The 26,221-nt window shown below is 66.5% G+C and carries 26 protein-coding genes; 12 read left to right on the top strand and 14 right to left on the bottom strand.

Features of this window, described 5'->3' with window-relative positions:
* The first annotated feature begins 80 nt into the window (after positions 1 to 80).
* The gene (gene ppsA, locus H1Q64_RS24505; protein ID WP_237907134.1) at positions 81 to 2,504 is read left to right on the top strand and encodes a phosphoenolpyruvate synthase; all 2,424 of its coding nucleotides are present in this window, start codon (positions 81 to 83) and stop codon (positions 2,502 to 2,504) included.
* A complete protein-coding gene (locus H1Q64_RS24500) occupies positions 2,501 to 3,079 on the top strand; it encodes an NAD(P)H-dependent oxidoreductase (RefSeq protein WP_237907133.1) in 579 nt (192 codons plus the stop codon). Before ppsA ends, H1Q64_RS24500 begins: the two co-directional genes overlap by 4 nt.
* Before the next feature lie 28 nt (positions 3,080 to 3,107).
* On the opposite strand, the gene H1Q64_RS24495 is transcribed toward H1Q64_RS24500, so the two are convergent.
* A complete protein-coding gene (locus tag H1Q64_RS24495; protein ID WP_237907132.1) occupies positions 3,108 to 3,671 on the bottom strand; it encodes a phosphoribosyltransferase in 564 nt (187 codons plus the stop codon).
* Positions 3,672 to 3,911: 240 nt separating this feature from the next.
* Here H1Q64_RS24495 and H1Q64_RS24490 point away from each other — a divergent pair, with 240 nt between their 5' ends.
* From H1Q64_RS24490 to H1Q64_RS24470, 5 genes are all read left to right on the top strand, one after another.
* Positions 3,912 to 4,484, top strand: a complete 573-nt coding sequence (locus H1Q64_RS24490; RefSeq protein ID WP_237907131.1) for an Hsp20/alpha crystallin family protein — start codon at positions 3,912 to 3,914, stop codon at positions 4,482 to 4,484.
* A 78-nt stretch (positions 4,485 to 4,562) separates the two neighbouring features.
* Complete coding sequence (locus H1Q64_RS24485; RefSeq protein ID WP_237907130.1) at positions 4,563 to 5,081, top strand: BCAM0308 family protein; 519 nt, start codon at positions 4,563 to 4,565, stop codon at positions 5,079 to 5,081.
* Positions 5,082 to 5,131: 50 nt separating this feature from the next.
* A complete protein-coding gene (locus H1Q64_RS24480; RefSeq protein WP_237907129.1) occupies positions 5,132 to 6,493 on the top strand; it encodes a nicotinate phosphoribosyltransferase in 1,362 nt (453 codons plus the stop codon).
* A gap of 47 nt (positions 6,494 to 6,540) precedes the next feature.
* Entirely contained in the window at positions 6,541 to 6,774 is a 234-nt protein-coding gene (locus H1Q64_RS24475; protein WP_237907128.1) for a hypothetical protein, read from the top strand.
* 26 nt (positions 6,775 to 6,800) lie between these two features.
* Positions 6,801 to 7,787, top strand: coding sequence for a ribose-phosphate diphosphokinase (locus H1Q64_RS24470; RefSeq protein WP_237907127.1), 987 nt, complete (start codon positions 6,801 to 6,803; stop codon positions 7,785 to 7,787).
* On the opposite strand, the gene H1Q64_RS24465 is transcribed toward H1Q64_RS24470, so the two are convergent.
* The 8 genes from H1Q64_RS24465 to H1Q64_RS24430 form a co-directional block, all read right to left on the bottom strand.
* Entirely contained in the window at positions 7,765 to 9,492 is a 1,728-nt protein-coding gene (locus H1Q64_RS24465; protein WP_237907126.1) for a long-chain-fatty-acid--CoA ligase, read from the bottom strand. The two genes, H1Q64_RS24470 and H1Q64_RS24465, sit on opposite strands and share 23 nt — an antisense overlap.
* A 61-nt stretch (positions 9,493 to 9,553) precedes the next feature.
* Positions 9,554 to 10,102: a hypothetical protein gene (locus tag H1Q64_RS24460; RefSeq protein ID WP_237907125.1), complete on the bottom strand. Its 549-nt coding sequence runs from the start codon at positions 10,100 to 10,102 to the stop codon at positions 9,554 to 9,556.
* A 12-nt stretch (positions 10,103 to 10,114) separates the two neighbouring features.
* Positions 10,115 to 11,194: a hypothetical protein gene (locus H1Q64_RS24455; protein WP_237907124.1), complete on the bottom strand. Its 1,080-nt coding sequence runs from the start codon at positions 11,192 to 11,194 to the stop codon at positions 10,115 to 10,117.
* 3 nt (positions 11,195 to 11,197) lie between these two features.
* The gene (locus H1Q64_RS24450) at positions 11,198 to 12,022 is read right to left on the bottom strand and encodes a universal stress protein (RefSeq protein WP_237907123.1); all 825 of its coding nucleotides are present in this window, start codon (positions 12,020 to 12,022) and stop codon (positions 11,198 to 11,200) included.
* Positions 12,023 to 12,069: 47 nt separating this feature from the next.
* Complete coding sequence (locus H1Q64_RS24445; protein WP_237907122.1) at positions 12,070 to 12,912, bottom strand: universal stress protein; 843 nt, start codon at positions 12,910 to 12,912, stop codon at positions 12,070 to 12,072.
* Positions 12,913 to 13,085: 173 nt separating this feature from the next.
* The gene (locus H1Q64_RS24440; protein WP_237907121.1) at positions 13,086 to 14,981 is read right to left on the bottom strand and encodes a PHA/PHB synthase family protein; all 1,896 of its coding nucleotides are present in this window, start codon (positions 14,979 to 14,981) and stop codon (positions 13,086 to 13,088) included.
* Entirely contained in the window at positions 14,959 to 15,267 is a 309-nt protein-coding gene (locus tag H1Q64_RS24435; RefSeq protein ID WP_330874613.1) for a hypothetical protein, read from the bottom strand. The genes H1Q64_RS24440 and H1Q64_RS24435 overlap by 23 nt, the downstream gene beginning before the upstream one ends.
* An 84-nt stretch (positions 15,268 to 15,351) precedes the next feature.
* Positions 15,352 to 16,959 carry a sensor histidine kinase gene (locus H1Q64_RS24430; RefSeq protein WP_237907120.1) on the bottom strand — a complete coding sequence of 536 codons (1,608 nt, stop codon included), beginning with the start codon at positions 16,957 to 16,959 and terminating at the stop codon, positions 15,352 to 15,354.
* A 570-nt stretch (positions 16,960 to 17,529) separates the two neighbouring features.
* Here H1Q64_RS24430 and H1Q64_RS24425 point away from each other — a divergent pair.
* Both H1Q64_RS24425 and H1Q64_RS24420 read left to right on the top strand, forming a co-directional pair.
* Positions 17,530 to 17,955 carry a hypothetical protein gene (locus tag H1Q64_RS24425; RefSeq protein WP_237907119.1) on the top strand — a complete coding sequence of 142 codons (426 nt, stop codon included), beginning with the start codon at positions 17,530 to 17,532 and terminating at the stop codon, positions 17,953 to 17,955.
* A gap of 21 nt (positions 17,956 to 17,976) precedes the next feature.
* Positions 17,977 to 18,840, top strand: a complete 864-nt coding sequence (locus H1Q64_RS24420; protein ID WP_237907118.1) for a Crp/Fnr family transcriptional regulator — start codon at positions 17,977 to 17,979, stop codon at positions 18,838 to 18,840.
* 125 nt (positions 18,841 to 18,965) lie between these two features.
* Here H1Q64_RS24420 and H1Q64_RS24415 read toward each other — a convergent pair whose 3' ends face one another.
* The 5 genes from H1Q64_RS24415 to H1Q64_RS24395 all read right to left on the bottom strand — a co-directional run bounded on the left by H1Q64_RS24415 (position 18,966) and on the right by H1Q64_RS24395 (position 22,407).
* Positions 18,966 to 19,949: a zinc-dependent alcohol dehydrogenase family protein gene (locus tag H1Q64_RS24415; RefSeq protein ID WP_237907117.1), complete on the bottom strand. Its 984-nt coding sequence runs from the start codon at positions 19,947 to 19,949 to the stop codon at positions 18,966 to 18,968.
* Positions 19,950 to 20,051: 102 nt separating this feature from the next.
* Complete coding sequence (locus tag H1Q64_RS24410) at positions 20,052 to 20,378, bottom strand: c-type cytochrome (protein WP_237907116.1); 327 nt, start codon at positions 20,376 to 20,378, stop codon at positions 20,052 to 20,054.
* Positions 20,375 to 20,746, bottom strand: a complete 372-nt coding sequence (locus H1Q64_RS24405; RefSeq protein WP_237907115.1) for a c-type cytochrome — start codon at positions 20,744 to 20,746, stop codon at positions 20,375 to 20,377. The genes H1Q64_RS24410 and H1Q64_RS24405 overlap by 4 nt, the downstream gene beginning before the upstream one ends.
* A 267-nt stretch (positions 20,747 to 21,013) precedes the next feature.
* Positions 21,014 to 22,126 carry a L,D-transpeptidase family protein gene (locus tag H1Q64_RS24400; RefSeq protein ID WP_237907114.1) on the bottom strand — a complete coding sequence of 371 codons (1,113 nt, stop codon included), beginning with the start codon at positions 22,124 to 22,126 and terminating at the stop codon, positions 21,014 to 21,016.
* A 17-nt stretch (positions 22,127 to 22,143) separates the two neighbouring features.
* A complete protein-coding gene (locus H1Q64_RS24395) occupies positions 22,144 to 22,407 on the bottom strand; it encodes an alanine-zipper protein (RefSeq protein ID WP_237907113.1) in 264 nt (87 codons plus the stop codon).
* A gap of 355 nt (positions 22,408 to 22,762) precedes the next feature.
* Here H1Q64_RS24395 and H1Q64_RS24390 point away from each other — a divergent pair, with 355 nt between their 5' ends.
* Genes H1Q64_RS24390 through H1Q64_RS24380 form a run of 3 tightly spaced genes read left to right on the top strand, consistent with a single transcriptional unit; the run spans position 22,763 to position 26,210 of the window.
* Positions 22,763 to 24,202 carry an efflux RND transporter periplasmic adaptor subunit gene (locus tag H1Q64_RS24390; RefSeq protein ID WP_237907112.1) on the top strand — a complete coding sequence of 480 codons (1,440 nt, stop codon included), beginning with the start codon at positions 22,763 to 22,765 and terminating at the stop codon, positions 24,200 to 24,202.
* Positions 24,203 to 24,234: 32 nt separating this feature from the next.
* Positions 24,235 to 24,981 carry an ABC transporter ATP-binding protein gene (locus tag H1Q64_RS24385; RefSeq protein WP_237907111.1) on the top strand — a complete coding sequence of 249 codons (747 nt, stop codon included), beginning with the start codon at positions 24,235 to 24,237 and terminating at the stop codon, positions 24,979 to 24,981.
* A complete protein-coding gene (locus H1Q64_RS24380; protein WP_237907110.1) occupies positions 24,978 to 26,210 on the top strand; it encodes an ABC transporter permease in 1,233 nt (410 codons plus the stop codon). The genes H1Q64_RS24385 and H1Q64_RS24380 overlap by 4 nt, the downstream gene beginning before the upstream one ends.
* Positions 26,211 to 26,221: the final 11 nt, after the last annotated feature.

Here is a 26,221-nt window from a genome sequence, read left to right as displayed (position 1 = left end):
CGCTCGAGATCAATCACCCAAGCGCCCGGCGCCGGACATCACGCCACCAGCGCCGGCGACATCACGTTGGGAGGCAGGCCATGCCGGACAGTTCGTACATCCGCTGGTTTTCCGATCTTGGCCGTGACGATGTCGCCTTGGTGGGCGGCAAGAACGCCTCGCTCGGTGAACTCCATCGGCGATTGAAGCCTCTGGGGGTGGAGGTGCCGGACGGTTTCGCCCTGACCGCCGACGCCTTCCGCAACGCGCTGACCGCTGCCAACGCCTGGGACGGCCTGCACGTGCTGTTGGACGATCTGGACAAGGCGGATGTGGAGCGTCTGGCCTGTGCCGGGACCCGCGCCCGGGAGATCGTTTATGCCGCCGGCCTGACGCCGGACATGGAAGAGCAAGTGCGCACGGCCTTCCGTGCCTTGCTGGCCGAATATGGGGAAGGCCTGACCGTGGCGGTGCGCAGTTCCGCCACTGCCGAGGACTTGCCTACGGCCAGCTTTGCCGGGCAACACGAGACCTATCTGAATGTGGCGGGCGAGGCGATGCTCCTCGACGCCGTGCGGCGCTGCCACGCCTCGCTGTTCACCGATCGCGCCATCTCCTATCGGATCGACCAGGGCTTCGACCACTTCAAGGTCGCGCTGTCGGTCGGCGTGCAGAAGATGGTGCGCTCCGACCTCGCCTCGGCCGGGGTGATGTTCACGCTCGACACGGAATCGGGATACCGGGATGCCGTGTTCATCACCGGCGCCTATGGGCTGGGGGAAACGGTCGTCCAGGGGACGGTCGATCCCGACGAGTTCTATGTGCACAAGCCGACCTTCCGGCAGGGCCGTCGCGCGGTGCTGCGGCGGCGCCTGGGCGAGAAGCTGGTGAAGATGGTCTACCGCTCGGGCCGCACGCGTGAGCCGACGCGCACCGTCCCCACACCCGGCGCCGACCGGCAGCGCTTCTGCCTGACCGACGGGGAGGTGCTGCGGCTCGCCGAACAGGCCATCCGGATCGAGGACCATTACGGCCAACCCATGGACATCGAATGGGCCAAGGACGGGCAGGACGGCGGCCTGTACATCGTCCAGGCGCGGCCGGAGACGGTCGCCTCCCGGCGCTCGGCCCTGGAACTGAAGAACTTCGTTCCGGAAGGGAAGGGCACCCTACTCGTTTCCGGGCGCGCGGTTGGCGGGCGCATGGCCACCGGGGTCGTCCGTTTGGTGACCGGTGCCCACCAGCTGTCCACCTTCCGCCCGGGCGAGGTGCTGGTGGCCGACGCCACGACGCCTGATTGGGAGCCGGTGATGAAGACGGCTGCCGCCATCGTCACCAACCGGGGCGGCCGCACCTGCCACGCCGCCATCGTCGCGCGCGAACTGGGCATTCCCGCCGTGGTCGGGGCGGAGCGCGCGACGGAGGCACTGCGCGACGGTCAAACGGTGACCGTTTCCTGCGCCGAGGGCGACACCGGCAAGGTCTATGACGGCGCCGTGCCGTTCCGCGTGGAGCGCATCGACCTCGGCCGGCTGCCGCGCCCGCAAACGCGCATCATGGTGAATCTCGGCAACCCCGACCAGGCCTTCCAGACCGGCCAGCTTCCGGTGGACGGGGTTGGCCTGGCGCGCATGGAATTCATCATCAGCGAGGCCATCAAGGTTCATCCGATGGCGCTCGTCCATCCGGAGCGCGTCGAGGACTCCGACGTGCGCGCCCACATCGCCCGGCTGACCTGCAGCCATCCCGACGGCGGCGCCTATTTCGTCGAGCGTCTGTCGGAAGGGATCGGCACCATCGCGGCGGCCTTCTTCCCGCGCCCGGTCATCGTTCGCCTGTCGGACTTCAAGACCAACGAATACGCTTCCCTGATCGGCGGGCGGTGGTTCGAGCCGGTCGAGGAGAATCCCATGCTCGGCTTCCGGGGGGCGGCGCGCTACGCTCATCCTGCCTACGAGGAGGGCTTCGCGCTGGAATGCCGGGCGCTGGTCCGGGTGCGTGCCGAGATGGGATTGACCAACGTGAAGGTCATGGTCCCCTTCTGCCGCCGCCTGGAGGAGGCGGACCGGGTGATCGCCGCCATGGCCCGCTATGGGCTGGAGCGCGGGCGCGACGGGCTGGAGATCTACGTGATGTGCGAGATCCCCAACAACGTGCTGCTGGTGGACGAGTTCGCCCAACGTTTCGACGGATTTTCCATCGGGTCGAACGATCTGACTCAGCTCACGCTCGGCGTGGACCGCGACAGCCCGCTGGTCGCCTTCGACTTCGACGAGCGCGATCCCGGCGTGTTGGCCTTCCTGCGCCAAGCCGTGGAAGGCGCGCGGCGCAATGACCGGCCGTGCGGAATCTGCGGCCAGGCGCCCTCGGACTATCCGGAGATCGCCGAGTTTCTGGTGCGGCTCGGCATCGACTCCATCAGCGTGACGCCCGACAGTGTGCTGAGGACGTTGCGCGCCGTGGTGGAGCTGGAACGAGGGCTCGACCGCACCCCGCGCACCCCTGTGACGGGAGATCCATCATGAAGCACGTCGTCGTCTTCGCACACCCGCGCTCCGGCAGCTTCATCCGTCAGGCCGCGGGGGCCTATATGGACGAGCTGGAACAATACGGACACATCGTTGAGGAACGCGACCTCTACACCATGGGCTTCAACCCAGTCCTCTCGGAGGAGGAGTTGGCCGGAAAGGGACCTGTGCCCGAGGACATCCGGCTGGAGCAGGAGATCATTGCCGGGTCGCAGGCGATCACGTTCCTGTTTCCGATCTGGTGGGCCGGAATGCCCGCCATGCTCAAGGGCTATGTGGACCGGGTCTTCACCTACGGTTTCGCCTGGGAGATGCGTGGCGAAGAAATCAAGGGCAAGCTGCACGGGCGCAAAGGACTGATCGTCACCAGCTCCGCCGCCCCGCTGGACTATTTGGAAGCGGTCGGGGAAATGCAGGCCTTCAAAATCACGCAGGATGCCGCGATCATGGGGCTGTGCGGCATCAAGGTGGTCGAGCATGTCCATTTCGACGATCTGGGGCCGCACACCACGCCCGAGCGGATCGACGACAACATCCGCCGCATCCGCGCCGCGGTGCGCGCCCATTTCTGACATGGTCCGAAGCGGTGGCTGCCCTCAGTCACCGCTTACGGCGGATGACCTCGTCGGCTTCGGCCCGCAGCTCCGATAGGATGTCAAGCGGCGCCACCGGCACCGCCAGCACCAGCCGTTTCGGGTTCGCGTGGCGCACCGACCGCAGGGCGGCGAGCATCGTCGCCCCGGTTGCAATGCCATCATCCACGAGAATGGCGGTGCGCCCAGCCACCGGCACGCGCGGACGGTCGCCGATGTACACGGCTCGCCGGCGCTCGATCTCCCGAAGCTGACGCCCCTTCTCCCTTCCGATCCAGGCATCGGTCACGAAGTCTGCAACATTCGGGTTGATGGCGGTTTCGATATGGCCGCAGTCGGCCACGGCACCGACGGCCAACTCCGGCTGGAACGGCGCGCCGATCTTGCGCACGAGCACGATGTCGAGCGGCGCATGGAGTGCTCCCGCCACCTCGACCGCCACCTCGACCCCGCCGCGCGGCAGAGCCAGGACGACTGGCTTCTCGTCGCAGAGATGCGTCAGCCGTGCGGCGAGGCGGCGGCCGGCCTCGATCCTGTCCCGGAACCGGAAAGGAATGCCGGGGCCGTTCATCGTTGCTGATCCTGGCGTCATGCTGTCCCCCGCTTGCCACCGTTCAACGTGTTTAGGCGTCCTTCGGGGAAGCTCTCTTCACACAGGTTAAGGGCACCTCCGGCAACAGGAGGTGGGGCTACCTCCTCATCGCCTGGACCCGGTCCGGGGCATGCTTGATCCAGGTTAACGTGTCCGGGCCGTTTTTGGTCGATAGAGGAGACGACACACGCGCCACCGTAACAAGCAGGAGGCACTCCCATGGCCGACACAAACGTGACGGAAAAGCCCCAACAGGAAGAGACCTCCCGGCGGGACACCACCTCCACCGGCGCGGCGGCTCAGCAGATCGCCGCCCGCAACCGGCACCCGATCCTGGCGTTGCGCGACGAGTTCGACCGGTTGTTCGACGAGGCGTCCTCAATGTTCCGCTTCCCCTGGAGCCGGCGCTCGCCGTTCGACCTGGAACCGTTGCTGCGCACGGAGTTGGAGAGCGCGGCGTTCGCGCCGCCGGCCGAGGTCGAGGAGCGCGCGGATGAATATCGGGTGACCATAGAAATGCCCGGCATGGACGAGCAAGCCGTGGACCTCAGCGTCCAGGACGACGTCCTGTCCATCAAGGCCGAGAAGAGCGAGGAAAAGGATGAGAAGGACGCCAACCGTTACGTCTCGGAGCGACGCTACGGCCTGTGCGCACGGTCGTTCCGCCTACCCGCCAATGTGGACCGCGACCGCATCGCGGCCAGCATGAAGAATGGGGTCCTCACCGTCGTCCTTCCCAAGACCGAACCGGGCCAACCGTCCAAGCGGAAGATCGAAATCGCGAAGGCCTGAACGGCACGGCGTCGCGCCACGGAGTCATCGAGTGCCGGGCAGAACCGGCACTCCCTTTCCTTCACCGGTAGGTTCCCCATGGGCGAACACATCCACGAACCGCGTCCCCACGATCAGCGTCCGCAGCCGGCCCGCCGCGACCGTCTGATCCAGGAGCATGTCCACGACCCGTACAAACGGGCGGCCAAGCTGTCCGATCCGATGGTCTGCCCGCAATGCGGCGCCGTTTACCACCACGGGCGGTGGAGTTGGGGGCTGCCCGCCGTCGATGCCGTGAAGGAAGTGTGTCAGGCCTGCCACCGCGCCAACGACCTCTACCCTGCCGGCACCGTGACCCTGTCCGGGGGCTTCCTCGGCTCGCATCGCGACGAGATCCTGGCCGCCGTCCATCACCAGGAGCGCCTGGAAAAGGACGAGCATCCCCTGCACCGCATCATCGGCATCGAACATCGCGATGGTGACGTGGTGGTGACGACCACCGACGTGCATCTGCCCCGCCGCATCGGCGAGGCCCTGCACCACGCCTATGCCGGCGACCTCGACTTCCACTACGACAAGGACGCCTACTATGTCCGCGTCGCCTGGAGGCGCGACTGAACCGGGACCTGTCGGGCATTCGCGCCTGAGGGCGTGGGAAAGGGACGGCCATGCCGGAGTCGGACGGACACGGGGATGGCAACAGCCTTCTGCTGACGGACTATTACCAGCTCGCCATGGTCCAGGCCTATGTCGAGCACGGCCTGACCGACGTGGCGTCGTTCGAGCTGTTCGTGCGCAAGCTGCCGCCGGGGCGGAACTTCCTGATGGCTGCCGGCCTCGAACAGACGGTGGCTTTCCTGGAAAGCGCCCGGTTGAGCGCCGACGAGATCGCTTGGCTTCACGGCGAGGGCCGGTTCTCCGGTGCGGCCGTCGAGGCGCTGGCGAACTTTCGTTTCAACGGCGATGTGGAGGCGCTGCCCGAAGGGACGGTCTTCTTCGCCCACGAGCCGATCCTGCGGGTGACGGCACCCTTGCCGCAGGCGCAGCTCGTCGAAAGCCGCCTCATCAATCTGATCCATCTGGAGACCGTCATCGCCTCGAAGGCGGCGCGGCTGGTGCTGGCGGCGCGGCACCGCCCGCTCATCGATTTCGGACTGCGCCGCGCACATGGGGCGGAGGCGGCACTGCTGGCCGCGCGGGCGAGCTATCTGGCGGGGTTCGCCGGAACCGCGACGGCGCTGGCCGCCATGCGCTTCGGCATCCCCGCCGTCGGCACCATGGCCCATTCCTTCATCCAGGCCCATGCCATCGAGAGGGAGGCCTTCGCCAACTTCGCGCGCTCCCGCCCGCGACAGCTCGTGCTGCTCCTGGACACCCACGACACCGAAGCGGCGGCCAGGACCGTGGTCGCGCTGGCCCGCGATCTGGCCGGCGAGGGCATCCGGATCGACGGCGTGCGGCTCGACAGCGGTGATCTGGCCGCGCTCTCCCGCAAGGTGCGGGGCATCCTGGACGAGGGCGGCCTTGCCGGGACGCGCATCATCGCCAGCGGCGGTCTGGATGAGGCGGAGATCGCCGACCTCCTGGACGGCGGGGCGCCCATCGACAGCTTCGGCGTCGGCACCAGTCTGGGGACCTCCAGCGACGCGCCGGCGCTGGATTGCGCTTACAAATTGGTGGAGTACGCCGGCCTGCCGCGGCGCAAGCGGTCCGCCGGCAAGGCAACGTGGCCCGGACGCAAGCAGGTCTTCCGGCGCTATGGGGCGGAGGGCCGGATCGAGGCCGACCGGCTTTCGACCCTGGACAGTGACGAAGAGGGGCGGCCCCTGCTGGTGCCGGTGATGCGCGGCGGCCGGCGGGTGGCGCCGCTGCCGGACCTTCCGGCGATCCGGGCCCATGCGGCGGCGGAGCTGGCATCCCTTCCGGAAGCCCTGTCGCATCGGACCTCCGGGCCTCCTCTCCTGGTGGAGATCGCTCCGATTCTGGAACGCCTTGCCCGGGAGGCGGACCGGCGGGTCGACACCGTGTGAAGCAGAGCCTCGACCGGACGGTCGGGGCGGAACGGATGGGTGGTGTCATGGATTCCTATCTGCATTTGGAATACATCGTGGAACGGCAGCAAAAGGCGTGGACCGTGCGCATGCAGGGCGGTGACTGCGCCGGCTTCTTTCCGTCCCGGCGTGATGCTCTCAAGGCGGCGCTCGGAGATGCAGAGCGGGTGTGCAATCTCGGCCACCATGTGGACGTGTACGCCAGACGTGTGGACGGCAGCCTGAGACGGGTTGCGGCGCGCCCCGCCGACCGGCCATGAGCCGTGCCCGCCCGGAGGAGGCTCCCATGGGAAACGATGGCATCCTGCTCTTCGATCTGGACCCGGACTGGGGCCATGGGGCGCGGATCGCCCAGCATCTGAAGATGCCGGTGAGCCTTCACGAGGAGCGGGGCTTCGAGGACGGGGAACTCAAGGTCCGCCCGCTGGTGGGGGCGCGCAACAGGGACGTCTACGTGGTGCAGTCCCTGCAAGGCGATGCGGAGCGCAGCGTGCACGACAAGCTGTGCCGGCTGCTGTTCTTCGTCGGCGCGGTGAAGGACGCGTCCGCCGCGAGCGTGACCGTCGTCACGCCCTATCTGGCCTACGCGCGCAAGGACCGGCGGACCAAGCCGCGCGATCCCGTGACCCTACGCTATCTGGCCGGCATGATGGAAGCGGTCGGCGTGGACCGGGTCGTCGCGGTCGATGTCCACAACGAGGCGGCGTTCGAGAACGCCTTCCGATGCCGCACGGAGCATCTGGAGGCGCGCAAGCTGTTCGCGGCGCATCTGGCGCCGCTGGCCGGTCAGGGCGGCCTGTCCGTGGTGTCCCCGGACGTCGGCGGGGTGAAGCGGGCCGAACGGCTCCGGGAGTCCCTGGAACACGCCTTGTGTCGCGACGTCGGGCTCGCCTTCATGGAAAAGACGCGCAGCGGCGGCGTGGTGCGGGGCGGGACGCTGGTCGGCGACGTCCAGGGGAGGACGGTGGCGATCCTCGACGACCTGATCAGCACCGGCACCACGATGATGCGCGCCGCCTCGGCCTGCCGCGCCGCGGGCGGTGGCCCGGTCTTCGCCCTCGCCACGCACGGGCTGTTCGTCGGCGGCGCCCCGACGGTCGTCGCGTCGCCGCTGTTCGACCATGTCGTCGTCACCGACACGCTGCCGCCGTTCCGCCTGCCGGAGAAGCTGGTGTCCCGCCGCGTGACGGTGCTGCCCACGGCCCCGCTGCTTGCGGAGGCCATTGCCCGCATTCACGGTGGCGGGTCGGTCAGCGATCTGCTGGCCGATTGACCTCCCGGTCGTCGCCCCCTGGCCGTTCGGGGATGAGTTCGCGTTTCAGAATCTTGCCGATCATCGAGGTCGGCAAGGCCGTGCGGAACTCGATCCGCTGCGGCTGTTCGAAGCGTGACAGGCGAGGGGCGAGGAAGGCGCGCAACTCCGCTTCCGACAGCGTGGACCCGGGTTGCGGCACGACGAAGGCCCGGATCGCCTGCCCGCGCACCGGGTCGGGCTCGCCCACCGCCGCGGCGTCGGCGATCTGCGGGTGCTGCTTGATGACCGCTTCGACGGTGCGCGGGTAGACGTGCTGCCCACCGGTGACGATCAGGTCCTTCAGACGGTCCACGATGTGCAGGTAGCCGTCGCCGTCGAGAAAGCCGATGTCCCCGGTGTGCAGATGGCCGCCGTCCATTGCCTGCGCCGTCGCCGGGGCGTCCTGCCAATAGCCGGCCATCAACTGCGGTCCGCTCACGCACACCTCGCCGATGCGGCCTTGGCACAGGAGCGTGCGGCGGTCGTCCAGCGAGACGATCTCGACCAGGGTGCCCGGCAGCGGCAGCCCCGCCGAGCCCGGCTTGTTCAAGCCGCTGAACGGGTTGCAGGTCACCACTGGAGAGGCTTCGGTCAGGCCGTAGCCTTCGGCCAGATAGGCCCCGGTGAGCTGCTGGAAGCGCTCCAGCAGAAGCGGCGGCAGGCTGTCGCCTCCCGACACGCACAGGCGCAGCGACGACAGATCATAGCGGTTCAGGTGGGGAAAGGCGGCAATGGCCTGGAACAGGCGCGGCACGCCGCTGAAAATGGTCGGGCGTTTGCGCTGGATGGTCTCCAGGATCTCGCGCACGTCCACCCGCGGCAGCAAGATCAGCTCCGCCCCCAACGCCAGGGCGAAATTCATCACGCCGGTCATGCCGAACACGTGGAAGAAGGGCAACACCGCCAGCACCCGTTCACGGCCCGGTTCGGCGCCGGTGAACCAACGGCGGCACTGGATCGCGTTGGCGTACAGGCCCGCATGGGTCAGGACGGTGCCCTTGGGAACGCCGGTGGTGCCGCCGGTGTATTGCAGCACCGCGGGGTCGGTGCGCGGCTGCACCACCACCGGGCGAGGCGCGCCACGGTCGGCGAGCAAACGGCGGAAACACACATGCCGGTCGTCCCGGGGGATGTGGGCCACGTCCCGGCGTTTGAACAGCCGATAGGCCCAGTTTCTCGGAAATGGCAGGGCGTCGGCCATGCGCGCCACGACGACCGTTCGAAGCCGGCCCGGCCACCCCAGCGCGTCGAGCTTGGCGCGGAACGGGACGAGGTCCAGCGTGATCAGGACCTCGGTTTCGGAATGCCCGATCTGATCGGCCAACTGGGCGATGGAGGCGAGCGGGTTGAGGTTCACGACAACGCCGCCGGCCTTCAGGATGGCGTGGAACGTGATCACTGAATAGGGGCAGTTCGGCAGCAGAAGAGCCACCTTGCCTCCCTTTCCGACGCCCAGCTCCTGAAGCCCGCGCGCGGCGCGATCGATCAGGCCGCTGGTCTGCCGGTAGGTGATCCGCTTTCCATAGAAGTCGAGGCAGACGGTGCTCGGAAAGACGGCGCAGGCCTCCTCCACCAGCCGGTGCAGCGGCTGTTCGGGGATGGGGGTGCGCCAGTCGAGCCCGGCCGGATAGGACGCTTCCCAGGGCTGACGTCCGTTTGCCGGCGGTTCCGTCGTGCTGTCCATGGCGTGCCCCTGCGTTGATGGGAACCGTCAGAAACCCGATGCGGGTGCGTTTCGGCGGCCGTCACATCATGTCGCCCGCACCCGTCTCCGCTTCGAAGGGGTTGATGCCCGGCCGGCCCGGCCGTCCAGCCACGCAGTCGAGCAAGGCTGGAATGGCCTTGCTCGTCCCGCTCAGCAGGATGGACACCGTGCTGCGCCGTCCGTGGACGGACAGGCTCGATCCGCGCATCAGGGCATCGAGCAGGTCGCGCGTCAACGGCAGGCCCAGGTTGAAGATGTCCGGCACCGGAACCTCGACGATGCCTTGCCCGGTCCAGCGCCGGTCGATGCTGACGACGACGTCATAGACGGCGCCGATGGACAGGTCGAAGTCCGCGCGGAAGATATGCAGCCGGAATGTCCTGAAATCACCGGTGACCGACATTGCGATGGCGGCATCGATCTCCGGGTGCCCGCCGATCCGGTATTCCGAAAGGAGCAGGCAATAGCCCGCACCATCGCGTTCCAGTCGCCAGCCCACCACCCGGTCCTTGCCGTAGGCCAGTTCCGGAGCAAACACGGTCATGGCGATCAACAGCGCCAGCGTGCACCATAGAGATCTACGCTCCATTGTCGGAAGCTCCTATCCTTGACCGATGGGGCGCGCGGTGGCCAGGCGCAGATAGGCGTCAATGCGGGCGAGCCAGTCGCCGCGCCGCCCTCCCGCCGCCTCGTCCAGCCGCCCGGCGGCGAGGCGCGCCCGCAGGCTGGCGCGGAAACTGCGGTAGAAGGCGATCAGCCGCCGATCGGCGGCGTCGCCGCTCCAGCCGCGGTACAAGTCGAGAATGGCGTCGCCGACCCGTCGGGCGCCATGCCGCTCGCATTCGAGCGCCAGATAAGCCAGTTCGTCCACCGGGTCGAGCAACCGCAGGTCGCGGCTGAACTCCAAGCAGTCGATGATCCGGGGCATGCCATCGAGGAAGACATGCTCGGGCCGCAGGTCGCCGTGCCCCTCGACGATCCGCCCCTCTGCCGCCCGCACCCGAAGCAGTCGGCCGTGTTCCGACAGAAACGCGACCTGCGCGGCGGCGGCGGCGCGGGCTCGTTCGGCCAGCGGCCCGGTCACCCGGGAAACCGTCACGTCGAGATTGCGGCTGATGTCCGCCTCGAAACGCCGCTGATAGTCGGCTGGCGATATCGGTTCCGCCAAGCCGCCGCCGTAGAACTCCGTCAGGACGAGGCCGAGCCGCTCGATGTCGGCCGGTGTCAGGGCGCCGGCCCGGATGCGCTCGTCCAACCGCCGCTCCTGCGGCAGGCGCACCATCCACACCAGCCAGTCGGCCACCAAATCCCGCGCATCCAAGTCCCGCGGGCCGGGGCGTCCTCCGAGACGGAACGAGCCGTCCGGATGGGCGAGCAGGCCGACCACGCCGAGATAGACATCGGGCGCCAAGCGGCGGTTCAGCCGCATCTCGGTCAAGCAGTTGCTTCGCCGGGCGGTGAGGGACGTGAAATCCACATGGGGCAGACGCGCCGGCTTCTTCAGCTTGTAGGCGTGCCGCTCGGTCAGGAAAACCCACGACAGGTGTGTTTCGATGGTCTCAACCCGGCTTGGACGATCCGGATAGGCGTCGGGCTTGCGCAGAAAGGCGATCTTCGCCTCCAGCGGGACGCGGGCTTCCCTCGTTTCCTGTGGAGCGGCGATGGTGTGCGGGTTCGCCACGGCTCAATGCACCATCAGCACCGGCCGATCGGCGGCTTCCAGCACATGGTGCGTGGCGCCTCCCAATGCTTGTTCGAACACGCGGGCGTGGCCGTAAGCCCCCATGACGAGGAGATCCGCCTCCATCGCGCGGGCCTGGGCGAGAATCGCTCCCGGCGCTTCGAACTCGGCGGCGAAATTGATCCGCGCGTCCGCGTGGATGCGGTGCGCCTCCAGATAGGCCAGGGCGCGGCGGTCGGGCGCGTCGTCGTACCCCGGCGGGTGCACGGAGAGCAGGATGGTTTCCTTGGCGCGGCGCAGGAAGGGCAGCGCGCCGTGCAAGGCGCGGCCGGCCTCGCGGCGCTCGTTCCACGCGACAAGCACGCGTTGCGGCCGGAACGTTTCCTCCGCTCCCGACGGGACGATCAGCAGCGGTGCGCTGGCGCTCAGCACCAGTTGGCCGAGCGCGCGCGGCGACAGTCCACCCTTGCCTTGCGCGTCTCCATCACCGCGGCCGGCAACGATCAGATCGGCGTAACGGCTGTGGAAGGCCAGCCGCTCGGGCAGGAAGCCGTGATCGGCGATCCAGTCGCATTTCAGGCAGGCGGCGCTGCACCGGGCGATGAAGCTCTGTTCCGCTTCGGCCGACGGCCGGCCGGGCACCGGTGGATCGGGCACCGGTGGGATGGCCACCGGTGCCGCGACGTACCAGGGCAGGGCGGTCTCGGCCGGGCAATGGAGGCCGATGAGGCGCGCACCCATCAGGCGCGCCACCGCGATGGCCGTCGAAAGGCCGGCGCTCGTGTGGAGATCCCGGGCGAACGGCACGAGGATCGTCTTGATGTCCATGATGACCTCCCGGTCTTGCCCGCATCGGTATGTCCGGCGCCGAAGCGTCAGTGGGACATCAGCACCGGGACGGTCATGCGGTCGAGGATCGAGCGCGTCGCTCCGCCGAGGACCCATTCACGGGCGCGGGAGTGGCCATAGGCACCCATGACCAGCAGATCCGCATCGTGGTCGAACATCCAGTTCAACGCCACATCCGCCACGTCGCTGCCCTCCGACGACAGGGAGGCCACCTCCACCGTCACGCCGTGGCGGGCCAACAGAGTGCCGATGTCCGCCCCCGGCAACGCGCCGTGACCGCTTGGCGTGGATGCCGCATCGACCACCAGCACCGTGACCGATGTCGCCTTCTCCAGCATGGGCATGGCATCGGCGACCGCGCGCGCCGCCGCCCGGCCCGCGTCCCAGGCCACCACGATCCGTTTCCCGATGGTGGGACGGAGGCCGGCTTGGGGAACCAGCAGCACCGGCCGCCCGCAGGACATCACCACCGTTTCGATCTCGAGCCGGCCGACGAGCGCCGAATGGCCGGGCAGCGCCTGACCGAGGACGAGAAGGTCCGCGTAACGGGCGTTCAGGGCCAGGGCCCTGTCGATCGCTGTGTCATCGCACTTGCAGATCCGCCGTTCCGCCACGCACCGCTGCCGGTCGAGCAAGGCGTCCATCCTGGCGACCGTGCGCTCCGTCTCCTCCGCCGCGGACCGGTTCAGCGCGTCGGTCACGAATTGCGGAACGCCACCGTCGATGGACATGGGAATGCGCGGCTGAATGTCGAGCACGAGGCCGGTCAGGTGCGCCGTGTGCTGCTCCGCCAGGCGCATGGCCGCTTCGACCCGTGCCGCGCCGGTCGGGCAATCATCGAACTGGACGAGAATTTCCCGGTAGGACATGGCCGCGTCTCCTGGTCGTGTGAAGGGGCGTTTTCGCCCGACGAGCATCGTGAGACAGCATTGGCACGTATGAGGATCGTGACATTAACCTGGATAAAGACGGGAACCTGGATAAGGAGGGAGCGGCGGCAGACGCCGGGACCATCGCGGCGATCGTGTGCACCCAACGCCGTTCATGGCTCCAGCACGTAGTGGCCCGGAGCAGGCCCCGAGGGTGGATAGCCCCGTTCCGGTTCGCCAAAGGCAGTTGGGGCCGGGTGCTTGGACGAGGATCGGCGCATCAACCAATCGGTCCATGCCGGCCACCAGGAGCCGGAGCGCAGCGGTGCCGTCGCGATCCAGGTGTCGGGATCGGTGTAGCGGGCGTCAGCCTCGCGTTCCGTGAGGCGGAAGTGGGTTTTGGGGTTGTCGGGCCCCGCGACGATGCCGGTGTTGTGGCCGTGCTCCGCCAGAACGAAGGTGACCGCTGTGTCGCTCAGCAGGTGGATTTTATAGACGGACTTCCACGGCGCGACGTGATCGCGGACGGTGCCCACGGCGAAGATCGGCGCTCGGATGTCGGTCAGCGCGATCGGCCGGCCTTCGATATGAAAGCGTCCCTCCGCCAGGTCGTTGCCCAGCAGCAGCCGGCGCATGTACTCCGAATGCATCCGGTAAGGCAGCCTTGTGCCATCGGCGTTCCACGCCATCAGGTCGGTCGTCACCGGTTCGTCGCCACGCAGATACTGGCGAACCAAGCGCGACCAGATCAGGTCGTTGGAACGCATCATCTGAAAGGCTCCCGCCATCTGGGGCGTGTCCAGGTAGCCGGACTCCCACATCGTGTCTTCCAGGTACGCGATCTGGCTTTCGTTGATGAACAGCATCAACTCGCCGGCTTCGGTGAAATCGGTCTGCGCCGCCAGCAGGGTCACCGACGCCAGACGCTCTTCGTTGTCCCGCGCCATCGCGGCCGCGGCCATGGCCAGCAGGGTGCCGCCCAGGCAGTAGCCGCAGGCGTGGACCCGCTTCCCGCCACAGACGGCTCCGATCGCCTCCAGCGCCGCCATGACGCCAAGCCGGCGATACGCGTCGAGGCCATAGTCACGCAGTTCCGGTCCCGGGTTGCGCCAGGAAATGACGAAGACGGTGAAGCCACTGTTCACCAGATGGCGAACCAACGAGTTCTCCGGCGACAGGTCGAGGATGTAGTATTTCATGATCCAGGCCGGAACGATCAGCACCGGCTCGGCGACGACTGTCACCGTGGTCGGGCCATACTGGATCAGCTCCATCAGTTCATTGCGGACGATGATCTGTCCCGGTGTCGCCGCGACGTCGCGTCCGATCTGGTATTGCTCGGCCCCCGGAGCCGGACGGCCGGCAAGATAACGCAGGACGTCCTGCATCCAGTTCTCCGCCCCGCGCACGAAGTTCATTCCTTGACTGGTGACGGCCAGACGCAGGATCTCCGGGCTTGTCATCGGATGGTTGGAGGGCGCGAACACGTCCAGCCATTGCCGCGCGACGAAAGGCACGATGCGCGCGTGCGTTCGGGAAACACCGGCGATGTCCGTCGTCGCCTTGTGGACCAATTGCTGCATCAGCAGGAAGGATTGTGCATAGAGGTTGAATGGGAACGCTTGCCAGCCCTCGTCCCGGAACCGCTGGTCGCCGGGCAGCGGCTCGATGCAGGGCGGGCAGTCCGGGTCCAGCGCTGACATCGCCGTGTAGACGAGCAGCCGGTTGAGCTTGCGGATCGCCTTGTCGGCGATCTCGGCCTGCTTGCCGGGCGCGTTGGAGAGGTGCATGGCCCAGTCGGCGAAGGCGAGCGCCAAGGTCGCCGGAGAAACCGACAGTGTGAACCGGCTCTGCCAAGCGTGCACGAGGTGGTCAATCAACTCACCGCGGATGGGCAGATAGGGAAAGCTGTAGGCGGGGCTTCGGCGGGCGGTGGCGCGGCTGCGGGCCGGCGGGTCGGGAAAGGCATCGTCCTGAGGCCCCGGCGCGGCTGCGAGCCGGGGTGGCGGCTGTGCGCCGCCCTTGGCGCTCCGCAAGTCGTCCCTGTCAGGCGATTGTGTGGTGACCATCGCCCTCTCCCTTGCGCACCGCTTGCTCGTTCTCGTGATGGCGGACGTAATGCGCCAGAACGATCTTCAGGACACCGGCGCGCTTCATGTCCCGGCAGGCCACGGCATGGGCAATGTCATCCTCGATCATGCGGCGGATGGTGCGTTGCCCCTCCGGGGTCTGGTCGAGGTAGGAGCCGAGTTCCGCGGCGACGATCTCCGGCAAATGCTCATGCTCGGCGATGGCGTCGATCTCCTCGCGGGTCAAACCACTCAGCCCGATGCAGTCTTCGATCGTGATCATCATGACGGACTCCCTGGTCACGGGTGTGACACCAGTTTGGCCGGATCGAGCAGAGTGGACCTTAACCCAGGTTAGCAAGCCCCGACTTCAATCGGGGTGTCCTGCGGCGCCGGTGTGAAGGGTCAGCCGCAAACTGGTTTGCGGCGAGGTTGTCCACGCCGACTCCGCGCCAACCTGCTCGGCCAGCATGGTGATCAATTCGAGGCCGGAGGACCGTACCCGCTCCGGCGGCAGGCCAACGCCATTATCGGACAGAGTCAGATGGATCTGGCCGGGCTTTGCCACAAGCAAGGCGAGGGTGATCGTCCCGCTTCCCTGTGGGAACGCATGCTTGGCGCTGTTGGTGATGAACTCGTTGGCGATCAGCCCGAGTGAGACGGCGGTGTTGTGGTCGACATACGTATGGTCGACGCTGGTTCGCAGCGCGATGCCACCGGCAAGGCCGCGTCCATGAAGGGCTACGGCGTTGGCGCACAGTTCCAGAAGATAGTCTCCCAACTCCACGACGCCGACTTGGCTGGCCTCATACAGGCGCGAATGGACGAGGCGAAGCGCCTCGACCCGTCCCTGAAGTTCTTCCAGGATGCGGATGGTTTCTTCGCACTTGGCTTGGCCGCCTTCCAACGCAAGCAGGCTCAGGATCGCCTGGAGGTCGTTCTTGACCCGGTGCTGAAGTTCGCGCATCGACATGATCCGCTGGTCTTCCGCCCGGCGCAGGAGCACGCTGGTGTTCCGCATCGTGTCGTAGACCGAGGCCAATTCCTCCAGGTTGGTCGGCGGCGGCGGCGGCAACGCCGCTCCGGGTGTCTGCAACGCTGCCGCAACCTGCGCCAACCCGATCACCGACCTGGACAGCCGACGGGCGTAACGCAGCACCAGGAGGGAGGCGCAGCCGAGCGCAAGGGCACTGATGGCGGCCGCCGACCACAGCGATCGACGCAGGGGCTCCTCGAACACGGAGGCCGGCGCGGCGAACGCGACCGTCCACCCCGACACTTTTGAACGCGAGAACACGAGCGACAACGGCTCTCCCTCCAGAGCGGGGCCGGCCGCTTGCCCGGTCGGAGCAGATTGGATCGCCCTCTGAACCCACCCAGGGGCTGGTTTGCCGACAAACTGTTCGGCAGCGCGCGTTCGCGCGACGACGACCCCGTTTCGGTCGATGATCCCAGCCACCCAACCGTCGGGGATTGGCTGCTCTCGAAGGAGGGTCTCCCACTTCGAGGTCGTCACCGCTGCAATGAGTGCGTAACGTTTGCCATCCTTCACCTGCACGGGCACCAGGACTGCGCCGACGTGCTCGTTGGCGATGGGCCCGTACAACAGTCCGGAAATCTGCGGTTGTCCGGTGGACATCGCCTCGGCCAGCTCGGGACTGATGTCGGCAACCGTCGGCACGGTCGTTCCGTACGGAACTTTGGTGCTGAACACCGCGCTTCCATCGGCATCGCGAAGCGTTACGTGCGACCAGTGGGAATGCTTGTCCTTGACCGCCTGAGCGACGCGATAAAGCCGTTGCGGATCGCCATCGACAACCATGGTCGCGGCAAGCCCCTCCAGGGCCGAGGTGGTGACGAGCAGTTGCTGATCGAGAGCCGCCGCGATGGCGCGGACCGTGATCGCCATCTCGGCGGCGGCAAACCGTCGCTGTGTTGCCAGATTCCATGCGACCAAGCTGACGGCGATGGCAGCCATGGCCGCCAAGGCCGTGACCACGACGCTGAGAAGATGGCGGCTGATGTTCCGACGCGCCAAACCTATGGGAGGTGGAGGGGCCGGCGAGATATTGGTTAATAGATGCATTGCCAAACCTCTTGATTATCAAAAGGTTGCCGTCGGCATTCTAAATTATAGACTCCTTATACTCTTTCTATCAAAGTGTGCAATGATTTCATGGTTCGGGACATTGTTGTGTCATGAAGGTTCGTGACAATATGAAGAATGTGTTTCGTCATAGTTTATCTTATTATGCTCGGCATTGATATCGTAACGAATTGGGTATGATGCATAAGGCGTGATGGGGTGTCGTCGGCCTATTTTACGGCTATGTTCCGTCTCATTGGCATAGGCGTGCCGGATGGTGATCCAGATCAAGACAATCGGCGGCACAATGAGGGACTGTTGCCGTGATGAGCCCAAGCGTTGAAAGATCGGCGGCGAAAAACCATGGGCTGTGTTTCAGCCCAAACCGAGTTTTCGATGCCACTTTTTCCTGATGGGGGCGGTGCTCAAGCTTAACCCCGTGCATTGCCACAGGAGGCGGCCATGATGCCAACCGGTGACCTTGCAGAAGTCGAGCATCTTCATGCCGAACTCATGAACGCAATTGCCTTGGCCCTGGCGAGCGGCAGGCATCGCGATCAGGATTTGCTGTTTCTCTTTCAATGGGTACAAAAGGTGGGACAGACCGAAGCACTGGACCGCGTCCAGTCCGTTGCAAGCGAGGCGCCGGACCGGACAACGGAGATGGACTGCCAGAGCGTGTTGCGGTCACTCGTCTGCACGCCGGCACGCACGCCTCTCGGGATCGCCGCGAAGCTGGCGGTCGCATGTGCAATGTTCGACGCTTTCAAAATGGCTCAGGAGGCGCCGGGAGGTCCTGTGGCGCCCCATGTCATTCTGTCCGCCTTTCTCGACGCCATGGCCCAGGCTCAGCTGCTTCCGTTGGAGCGGCCAAGCCTTCCGCACTGACTCCAGGCTGAGGAGGCGGTCATGCAATCAGACTGCCAAGCGTGCCCGCTGCGACGTGACGGGTTGTGCGCAAGCGTTGCGGATGAACAATTGCCCAGCTGGGCGGCGATCAAACGCCCGGTCCGCACCATTCGTGCCGGCGCCAGTTTGTTTGTCGAAGGTGACGAAAACGAGATGGTCTACATCGTTCGCCGTGGCTGGGCGTTGGCGTCCATGATGCACGAGAACGGGCGGCGCCAAGTGCTGCGTTTCGTCATGCCGGGAAATCTGATCGGTTTCGAGCGGGGGCCCGACGGTGATATGCCCTGCACGGTTGAAGCGCTCACCGATCTGATCGTCTGTCCGATGCCACGCCATTCCCTGATGCGCTTTTGCCAACAGGTGCCGAACGTTGCCTTGCGGATGGCATCCTTGCTCGCGGCCGAAACGATCTCTGATTGGCGGCTCCTGGGCGGGCTCGGCACCCGCACCGCCGCGGAGCGGATTGCCCGGCTTCTCCTTGCCCTTTACAATCGGCAACGGCAAAGGACCGCACCGGACATTTCGGACGTGACGTTGCCGATCAGTCAGGTCCTCATTGCCGATGCCACAGGACTGACACCGGTCCATGTCTGTCGGACGCTCAAGGAGATGCGTACGGCTGGGCTGCTGTCCTTCGCGAAAGGCCACCTGCGTGTGCTCGATTGGATGCGGCTCACTGAGCTGGCCGAGATGAACGACGCCACGGCACCTCAGCCACTCGCCAAGCAAGACGTGTCGTTGCCACTCACCAATCCACGGGACCGCGGGCGATTGTCACAAGATTTCCGGAAACCATTATTGAACTCGCCCGGGGTGGGCGCAATTCATGTTATGGACTCTTCCAATCGATCCGCTTCGAAATAACTCTGACATCAGTAATTATCGATCGATTTGGTCTGTCGATTTAAATGCTGTGTGCCCAGGACCAGGAGAGGAATTCTGAATTCCACCTGATGCAAGCAGCGGCCGCACAGCGGAAGGACGCCACCTCAGAAGGTCAGCACCGCCGCTCCGGTGACGGTCCCGCAGCGCAGCGCTTCCACGGCTTCATTGGCCTGGGCGAGGGGAAAGGGCGTTGTGCGGGTCCGTACGGGGATGCGGGGCGCAAGCGCCAGGAACTCCTCCCCGTCCCGCCGGGTGAGGTTGGCGACGGAGCGGATCACCCGCTCACCCCATAGGATGTCATAGGGGAAGGAGGGGATGTCGCTCATGTGGATGCCGGCGCAGACGACGGTGCCCCCCTTCACCACCGCCCGCAGCGCCGTCGGCACCAGCGCGCCGACGGGGGCGAAGAGAATGGCGGCATCCAGAGGCTCCGGAGGGGGCTCCTCAGACCCGCCGGCCCATGCCGCGCCAAGATCACGGGCCAGGGCCTGTGCAGCCTCGTCCCCAGTCCGCGTGAAAGCGAAAACCCGCTGACCCCAGTGCCGGGCAATCTGGATGACGATGTGCGCAGCGGCCCCGAAGCCGTAAAGACCCAGGCGTTTCACCTCCCCGACGGCCCGGAGGGCGCGGTAGCCGATCAGGCCGGCGCACATCAGCGGCGCCGCTTCGATGTCCGTGTAGGACGGGTCGACAGGAAAGGCGTAGCGAGCGTCGGCGACCGCCATCTCGGCGTAGCCGCCGTCGATCTGGTAGCCGGTGTAGCGCGCGCGATCGCACAGGTTCTCGCGTCCCGAGCGGCAATAGACGCATTCGCCGCAACTCCAGCCGAGCCAGGCGATGCCCACGCGGTCCCCAAGATGAAAGCGCTCCACGCCCGGCCCGGTTTCGAGGACGCTCCCGATGATCTCATGGCCGGGAATAAGTGGCAGCTTGGGATGCGGCAGTTCGCCGTCCATGACGTGCAGGTCGGTTCGGCACACCGCGCAGGCGTGCACGGCGATCAGGATTTGGCCCGGTCCTGGCTCTGGGTCCGGCAGCAAAGCGGGAATCAGCGATGCGCGCGGTTGTGGCAGGATCATCGCTCTCATGCTCAGCCCTCCATGTGAAGGTCTGCTTCACGAGCGTTCTGGACATCGGCGGCCTCCTGCGACCTTGATCCAGGCGCGCGGCGCGGAGTGGTCGGGCTCGCGTTAGCGCGACATCCCTCGCAGATAGGCGATAACGTCATCAATCTCCGAGCGTGAAAGGTTCAGGTCCGGCATCGGCGGGTGAGGAAAGGTCAGCCATTGCCGCAACCAGTTCGGGCTGCGGTTCGGATCGCGCGCGATGCTGGCCAATGTCGGGACCGCGTCGGTGCCGCGCACGACACGGCTGTCCGCATTGCTGTCCGAGGTCAGGTGGCAGGCGGCGCACCAACGGTCGGCGATGCTTCTGCCGGCTTCCGCGTCTGCTGCCTGTGTCACGTCCGCCATGGCGAAAAACGTCATCAACACCCCCGCGCATAGGCCCGTCTTCATTGCAAGCCTTCCTTTAGGGACATCAGGTACGCGACGACATCATCCGTTTCTTCCATGGACAGACGGATGTTCGGCATCACCGGGTGGGATGTCCGCAGGTAACTGCGCAGGGCCATTTCGGTGATCCCTGGATCGCGCATTCGCTCCACCAGATCGGGCGCAGCAAGCTCCTCCTGCATGGGGGGCGGCTTAGCCATCGGCGGCTGCGACACGCGGTGGCACTCACCGCAGACCTCCTCGACCAAGTGGCGCCCGAAGCCGATGCTGCCTGGTCCATCCGACGCGGCGCGCGCGGACGCGGCAACAATCGATGAAACGATGATTGCTCCGACCGCTAGGCTGGGCAATCGGCACGGAGTGTCGACCATGTCAGGCCTCCCTGTGCCACGGGGCTGGTGCAAGTGGTAAAGCGTCTTGTGCAGAAACGACCGCCCGCCCGAAGCCGACGGCAAGCCGGAAAGGTTCTGCGATGATCAACTGCATGCTATGGCTGGGGCGCTCAGGAAGTCCACTCTTCGTACGAGGTACATGGCTGACAGGGCTCAGAAGGGCGCAGGACAAAAAGACGCAGGATAAGGCGCCTGCGCAGCGCCATCGCCGCCCTGCATTGCCAACCGTGTCAGGCTCGTCGATCTTTAAACCGCGCCGGCTTTGTCGGAGGCCGGTATGTAAGGATCACGCCGCCGTGGCGACGTCTTCACGCGAACGCCGTCCGCACCACGCGCTCGTGGACCTCGGAAGCGTATCTGGGTGATAACGGTTTCGTCATGATGACCCCATCTTCTCAGAACATGGAGTCTCCGGAAAACTCGGAGCGGTTCAGTCTCCGCCGGCTCACGCAGGATGGGCCGCGGGATGCCGCGCTGTTCCTCGACCGCCTTGTGGACGGCGCCCCAATCCACCCGTGACGCGGCACGACCCGCGGCGCGTGCAACGATCGCCTCAAGGTCCGGGAAGTCGGTCGGGTCGAAGCGCCCTGTTTCCTCTAGGGCATCGGCTTGCCGGGTCGTCAGGTGAACCTCGATGTAAAGGCTGTCGCCGACCCAGCCGAGCTTCACCGGCTCGTCCACGACACGAATCTGAGTGCCGATGGGCACCTCCTCGTACAGGCGCCCGATATCCCGGTTGTGCAGGCGGAAGCAGCCGTGGCTCACGCGGCGCCCAACACCATAAGGTTTGTTGGTCCCATGGACGATGATTCCCGTCCAGCCGAGGTACAGCGCCTTGGGTCCCAGCGGGTTGTCCGGCCCCGGCGGGACATAGGGCGGCAGGTCTGGATCCTCCTCCCGCATGCGCGTGGAGGGCATCCAGGGCGGGTTGACACGCTTGGCCCGGACAGAGGTGGAACCGGTCCGCAGGTTGGCGGCCTCGGCACCGATTCCCACCGGAAAACTGGCCGGCGGCTTCCCCCGTGCGAAGTGATACAGGCGCTGCTCCGCAAGATTGATCACGATGCCGCTGCGCCCTCCGGATGGAAGGATATGCGCCGTCGGCAGCACCACGAGTGTTCGGTCGCCCGGCAGCCACGGGTCGATGGCTGGATTTGCCATGATGATCTCGGTGTAGCCGAGATCATTGTCGATGGCGATGTCGGCCAGCGTGTCGTCCGCCGACGCAAAGAAAATACCGAATGGTAGTGTTCCAATGATGTCGGCCGCCGTCACCGGCACCGGAGCAAAGGCTAGGGCCGCCAGGGCAGTGACAACGCCTCCAATCGAACGCAACAGGATGGCAGCGCCCACGGTCACCTACGGCCTCAGTCCGCCTAAGAGCGGGTTTTCCGCTGGCTGCGGCTGAACATGCGTTCCGCCTTTTCGTTCGCCGCCCTGGCGTCCGCCGCCGCAGCGCGCGCTTGTTCGGCCGACTGCTGGGCGGCGCTGGCGGCCCGCGCCGCCTCCGCCTTGGCGTCATTGGCGGTGGCTTGCGTCTGGATCAGAAGGTTGCGGTCTTCCGCGCTTAACCCCGAGCACCCCGCCGCGAGCAGGGTGCCCAGCACGACGACGGATAGGTTGCGCAAGGACATCGCCATATCAATCTCCTGTCTTGGATCCGAGAAACAAGGCGACCGGCCGGAGCGGGGGATCTCCGCTGCAGGAGGTCTGCCCCGCCCAATCACCCGCTTGCCCGGCGTATCGAGCGTCAAGCATGGGTGAAGGCGGCGTCGAGGCATTAACCCAGGTAAAGGCGGCGTATCGTAAAGACGCGGAGATCGGGCGGAGCCCGACCTCTTTCGGTCGAAGCGTCCCTGTGGGCGCCGCCTTTTGCGGGTTAACTCCATCCGTGAGCGCTGATCTTGATGCACGTTAATGTCCCGGGGCATCCCTTGGATAGGCTGCGGGAGTCCATGGTGCGGAGCGTGGACCCAGTCCTTCCGGAGCCAGCCGATGACGCTGCCGCTGACCGAGCACGGGCCGCTGACCGAACACGGTCCGAGCCCTGGACGATCAAAGATCCCAGCGGAACGCCGTGTCGCCCGACATCCCGGCTGGCTGTTCGGGCTCGTGCTCGCGCTGACGGCCGCCGCAATGCTGCTTTCTCACGCTGTGGGCACCCGCAACGCCGCGCCCGCTTACCGCACCGGCCCGGTGGCCCGTGGGGCGGTTACCGCGTCGACCACCGCGTCGGGCACCGTCAACCCGGTCGTCACCGTGCAGGTGGGGTCGCAGGTGTCGGGACAGATCAGCGAATTGCTCGCCGACTTCAACACCGAGGTGAAGACCGGTCAGCTCGTCGCCCGCATCGATCCTGCGCTGTTCGAGACACAGGTGGCGCAGGCGGCCGGCGACCTCGCCGTTGCCCAGGCGGGCATCGAGACCCAGCGCGCCACGGTCATACGCGCCAACGCCGACCTGGAGGCCGCGCGCGCCACCCTGACCAACGTACAGGCTCAGCTGCGCAAGGCCCAAGCGCTCCTGTTCAACGCCAGGAGCAATTATGAACGCACGCAACGGCTCTTCGACCGCGGAAATGCCTCCGCCTCGGGCCGCGACAGTGCGAAATCCGCCAACGACGCCGCCCAGGCGGAGGTCGAGGCTCTGACCGCGCAGGAGATCAGCCAGCAGGCAACCGTCCGCTCCAGCGAGGCCCAGCTTACCCTCGCCCAAGCCAACGTGGCGAGCGCGACGGCGTTGGTGCAGCAGAAACAGGCGGCGTATCAGGGAGCGCGCATCAATCTGGAGCACACGCGCATCGTCGCCCCGGTGGACGGCACCGTCATCCAGCGCAACGTCGACCGCGGCCAGACGGTGGCGGCCAGTTTGCAGGCCCCGGTGCTGTTCACCATCGCCCAGGATCTGACGGCCATGCAGGTGGACGCTTCCGTGGACGAGGCGGATGTCGGGACCGTCCGGGTGGGCCAGGACGTGCACTTCACCGTGGACGCTTACCCCGGCCACCGCTTCACCGGAGCGGTGATTCAGATCCGCAAGGCGCCACAGGTCGTGCAGAACGTCGTCACCTACGACGTGGTCATCTCGGCGCCCAATCCCGACCTCGCACTCCTTCCCGGTCTGACCGCCAACGTCCGCATCGTCACCGACCACCGCGACGACGCGCTGCTGGTTCCCAGCGCCGCCTTGCGCTATCACCCGGCCAAGGCCGCCCCGTCGAGCAGCCCGCCATCCCAGCAGACGGGCGCGGTCTGGGTGCTGAACGCCACCGGGCAGCCGGAGCGCCGCCCTCTCCGGCTTGGTGTTTCCGACGGCAGCATGGTGGAGGTCGTCGAAGGAAAGCTGGAAGTCGGAGACCGTGTCGTGCTCGGCGAAACGGCGCCGTCCACGGCTTCGGGTGCCGTTCCATCCATTGGCGCCGGACCGCGTATGTGACGCCGACGCTTCAGACAGCGGGGAGCCCAGCCATGGGAGACTGGCTGATCGAGACCGAGCATCTGTGCAAGGATTACCGGCTGGGCAACGTACCGTTGCGTGCGCTCGACGACGTGTCGGTTCGCATCGCCCCTGGCGAATTCGTCGCCGTCATGGGGCCATCCGGTTCGGGCAAGTCCACCTTCATGAATCTGCTCGGCTGCCTCGACAGCCCCAGCGGTGGCCTCTACCGCCTCGACGGCCGTGACGTCTCGCATCTTGCTCCCGATGAGCTGGCGGTGGTGCGCAATCGCTTGGTCGGTTTCGTATTCCAGGGCTTCAATTTGTTGCCGCGCACGCCGTCGGTCGAGAATGTCGAGCTGCCGCTCGTGTACGCCGGAGTCTCAGCACCCGAACGGCGCCGTCGTGCCTTGGTCCGGCTGGCCGAGGTCGGTCTCGCCGAGCGGGCATGGCATCATCCCTCGCAACTGTCGGGCGGCCAGCAGCAGCGTGTCGCCATTGCGCGCGCGCTGGTCAACGACCCGCTGCTGATCCTCGCCGACGAGCCGACCGGCGCGCTCGACTCGCGCACCAGCGTCGAGGTCATGGCGCTGTTCCAGACCTTCAACGCGCGCGGCATCACGGTTATTCTGGTGACGCACGAACCGGATATCGCCGCCTTCGCCCGGCGCACGCTGCGCTTTCGCGACGGCCGCCTGATGGACGATCGGCCGGTGGCGGCGCCCCGCGTGGCCTCCGAGGTGCTGGCCGGCTGGCGCCCGGCGGAGGCAGCGGCATGAACCTCCTGTCGTCGATCCGTATCGCGCTTGCCGCGCTGCGCCTCAACCTGATGCGCAGCGTACTGACGATGCTCGGAATCATCATCGGGGTGGGATCGGTGATCACCATGATCGCGGTCGGCGCCGGGGCGGAAGCCCGCATCGCCGAACAGATCAACAGCCTCGGCTCCAACCTGATCGTGGTGGTGTCCGGCGCCATCACCTCGGGCGGCGTGCGTCTCGGCTTCGGCACCGAGATGACGCTGAGCGAGGATGATGCGCAGGCTCTGGAACGGGACATTCCCGAAATCCTGATGGCCGCACCGGGAGTCCGCGGCAGCGCGCAGGTCATCTACGGCAACCTGAACTGGTCGACCGTGATCGTCGGCTCCACCCCGGACTTTCTGACGGCGCGGGGCTGGGGCGTCGTCCAGGGCCGGCCCTTCGAGCAGGCCGATCTGGACCGGGCCGCCAAAGTGGCGCTGCTCGGCCAGACGGTGGCCACCACGCTGTTCGGCAATGCCGACCCCGTCGGTCAGATGATCCGCATCAAGAAGGTGCCCTTCACTGTGGTCGGCGTTCTGGACCGCAAGGGGCAGAGCATGCAGGGGCAGGACCAGGACGACACCATCGTCATGCCGCTGAGCACCGCGCGCAACCGCGTTCTGGGAGCCAGCGAGGTGAACCGGCGGGCGGTGGGCGCCATCCTCATCAAGATGCGCGACGGTGCCGACATGCACGCCGCCGAGGTGCAGATCCACGGCCTGCTGAGGCAGCGCCACCATCTCCAGCCGGCGCAGGACGACGATTTCTGGCTCCGCAACCTGTCGGAAATCGCCCAGGCACAGGAGGCGTCGTCGCGCGTGCTGACCCTGCTGCTGGCGGCGGTGGCCTCGGTGTCGCTGGTGGTGGGCGGGATCGGCATCATGAACATCATGCTGGTCAGCGTCACGGAGCGCACGCGGGAGATCGGCTTGCGCCTCGCCGTCGGGGCGCGAAGCCGCGACATCCTGAGCCAGTTCCTGATCGAGGCGCTGACCTTGTCCCTGACCGGCGGGCTGGTCGGAATCGCCGCCGGCGCGGCGGCCTCCTTCACCATCGGCCATTGGGCGCACTGGCAGACGGAACTCAGCCTGTCGGCCATCCTTCTGGCCGTTGGCTTCGCTGCGGCGGTCGGTGTCTTCTTCGGCTTCTACCCGGCCCGCAAGGCTTCCCGCCTCCAGCCGATCGAAGCTCTGCGCTACGAGTGAACGGGGCGAGG

The organism is Azospirillum brasilense (genome assembly GCF_022023855.1).
GTDB lineage: Bacteria > Pseudomonadota > Alphaproteobacteria > Azospirillales > Azospirillaceae > Azospirillum > Azospirillum brasilense_F.
This window is presented reverse-complemented; position numbering and strand designations above follow the sequence as displayed.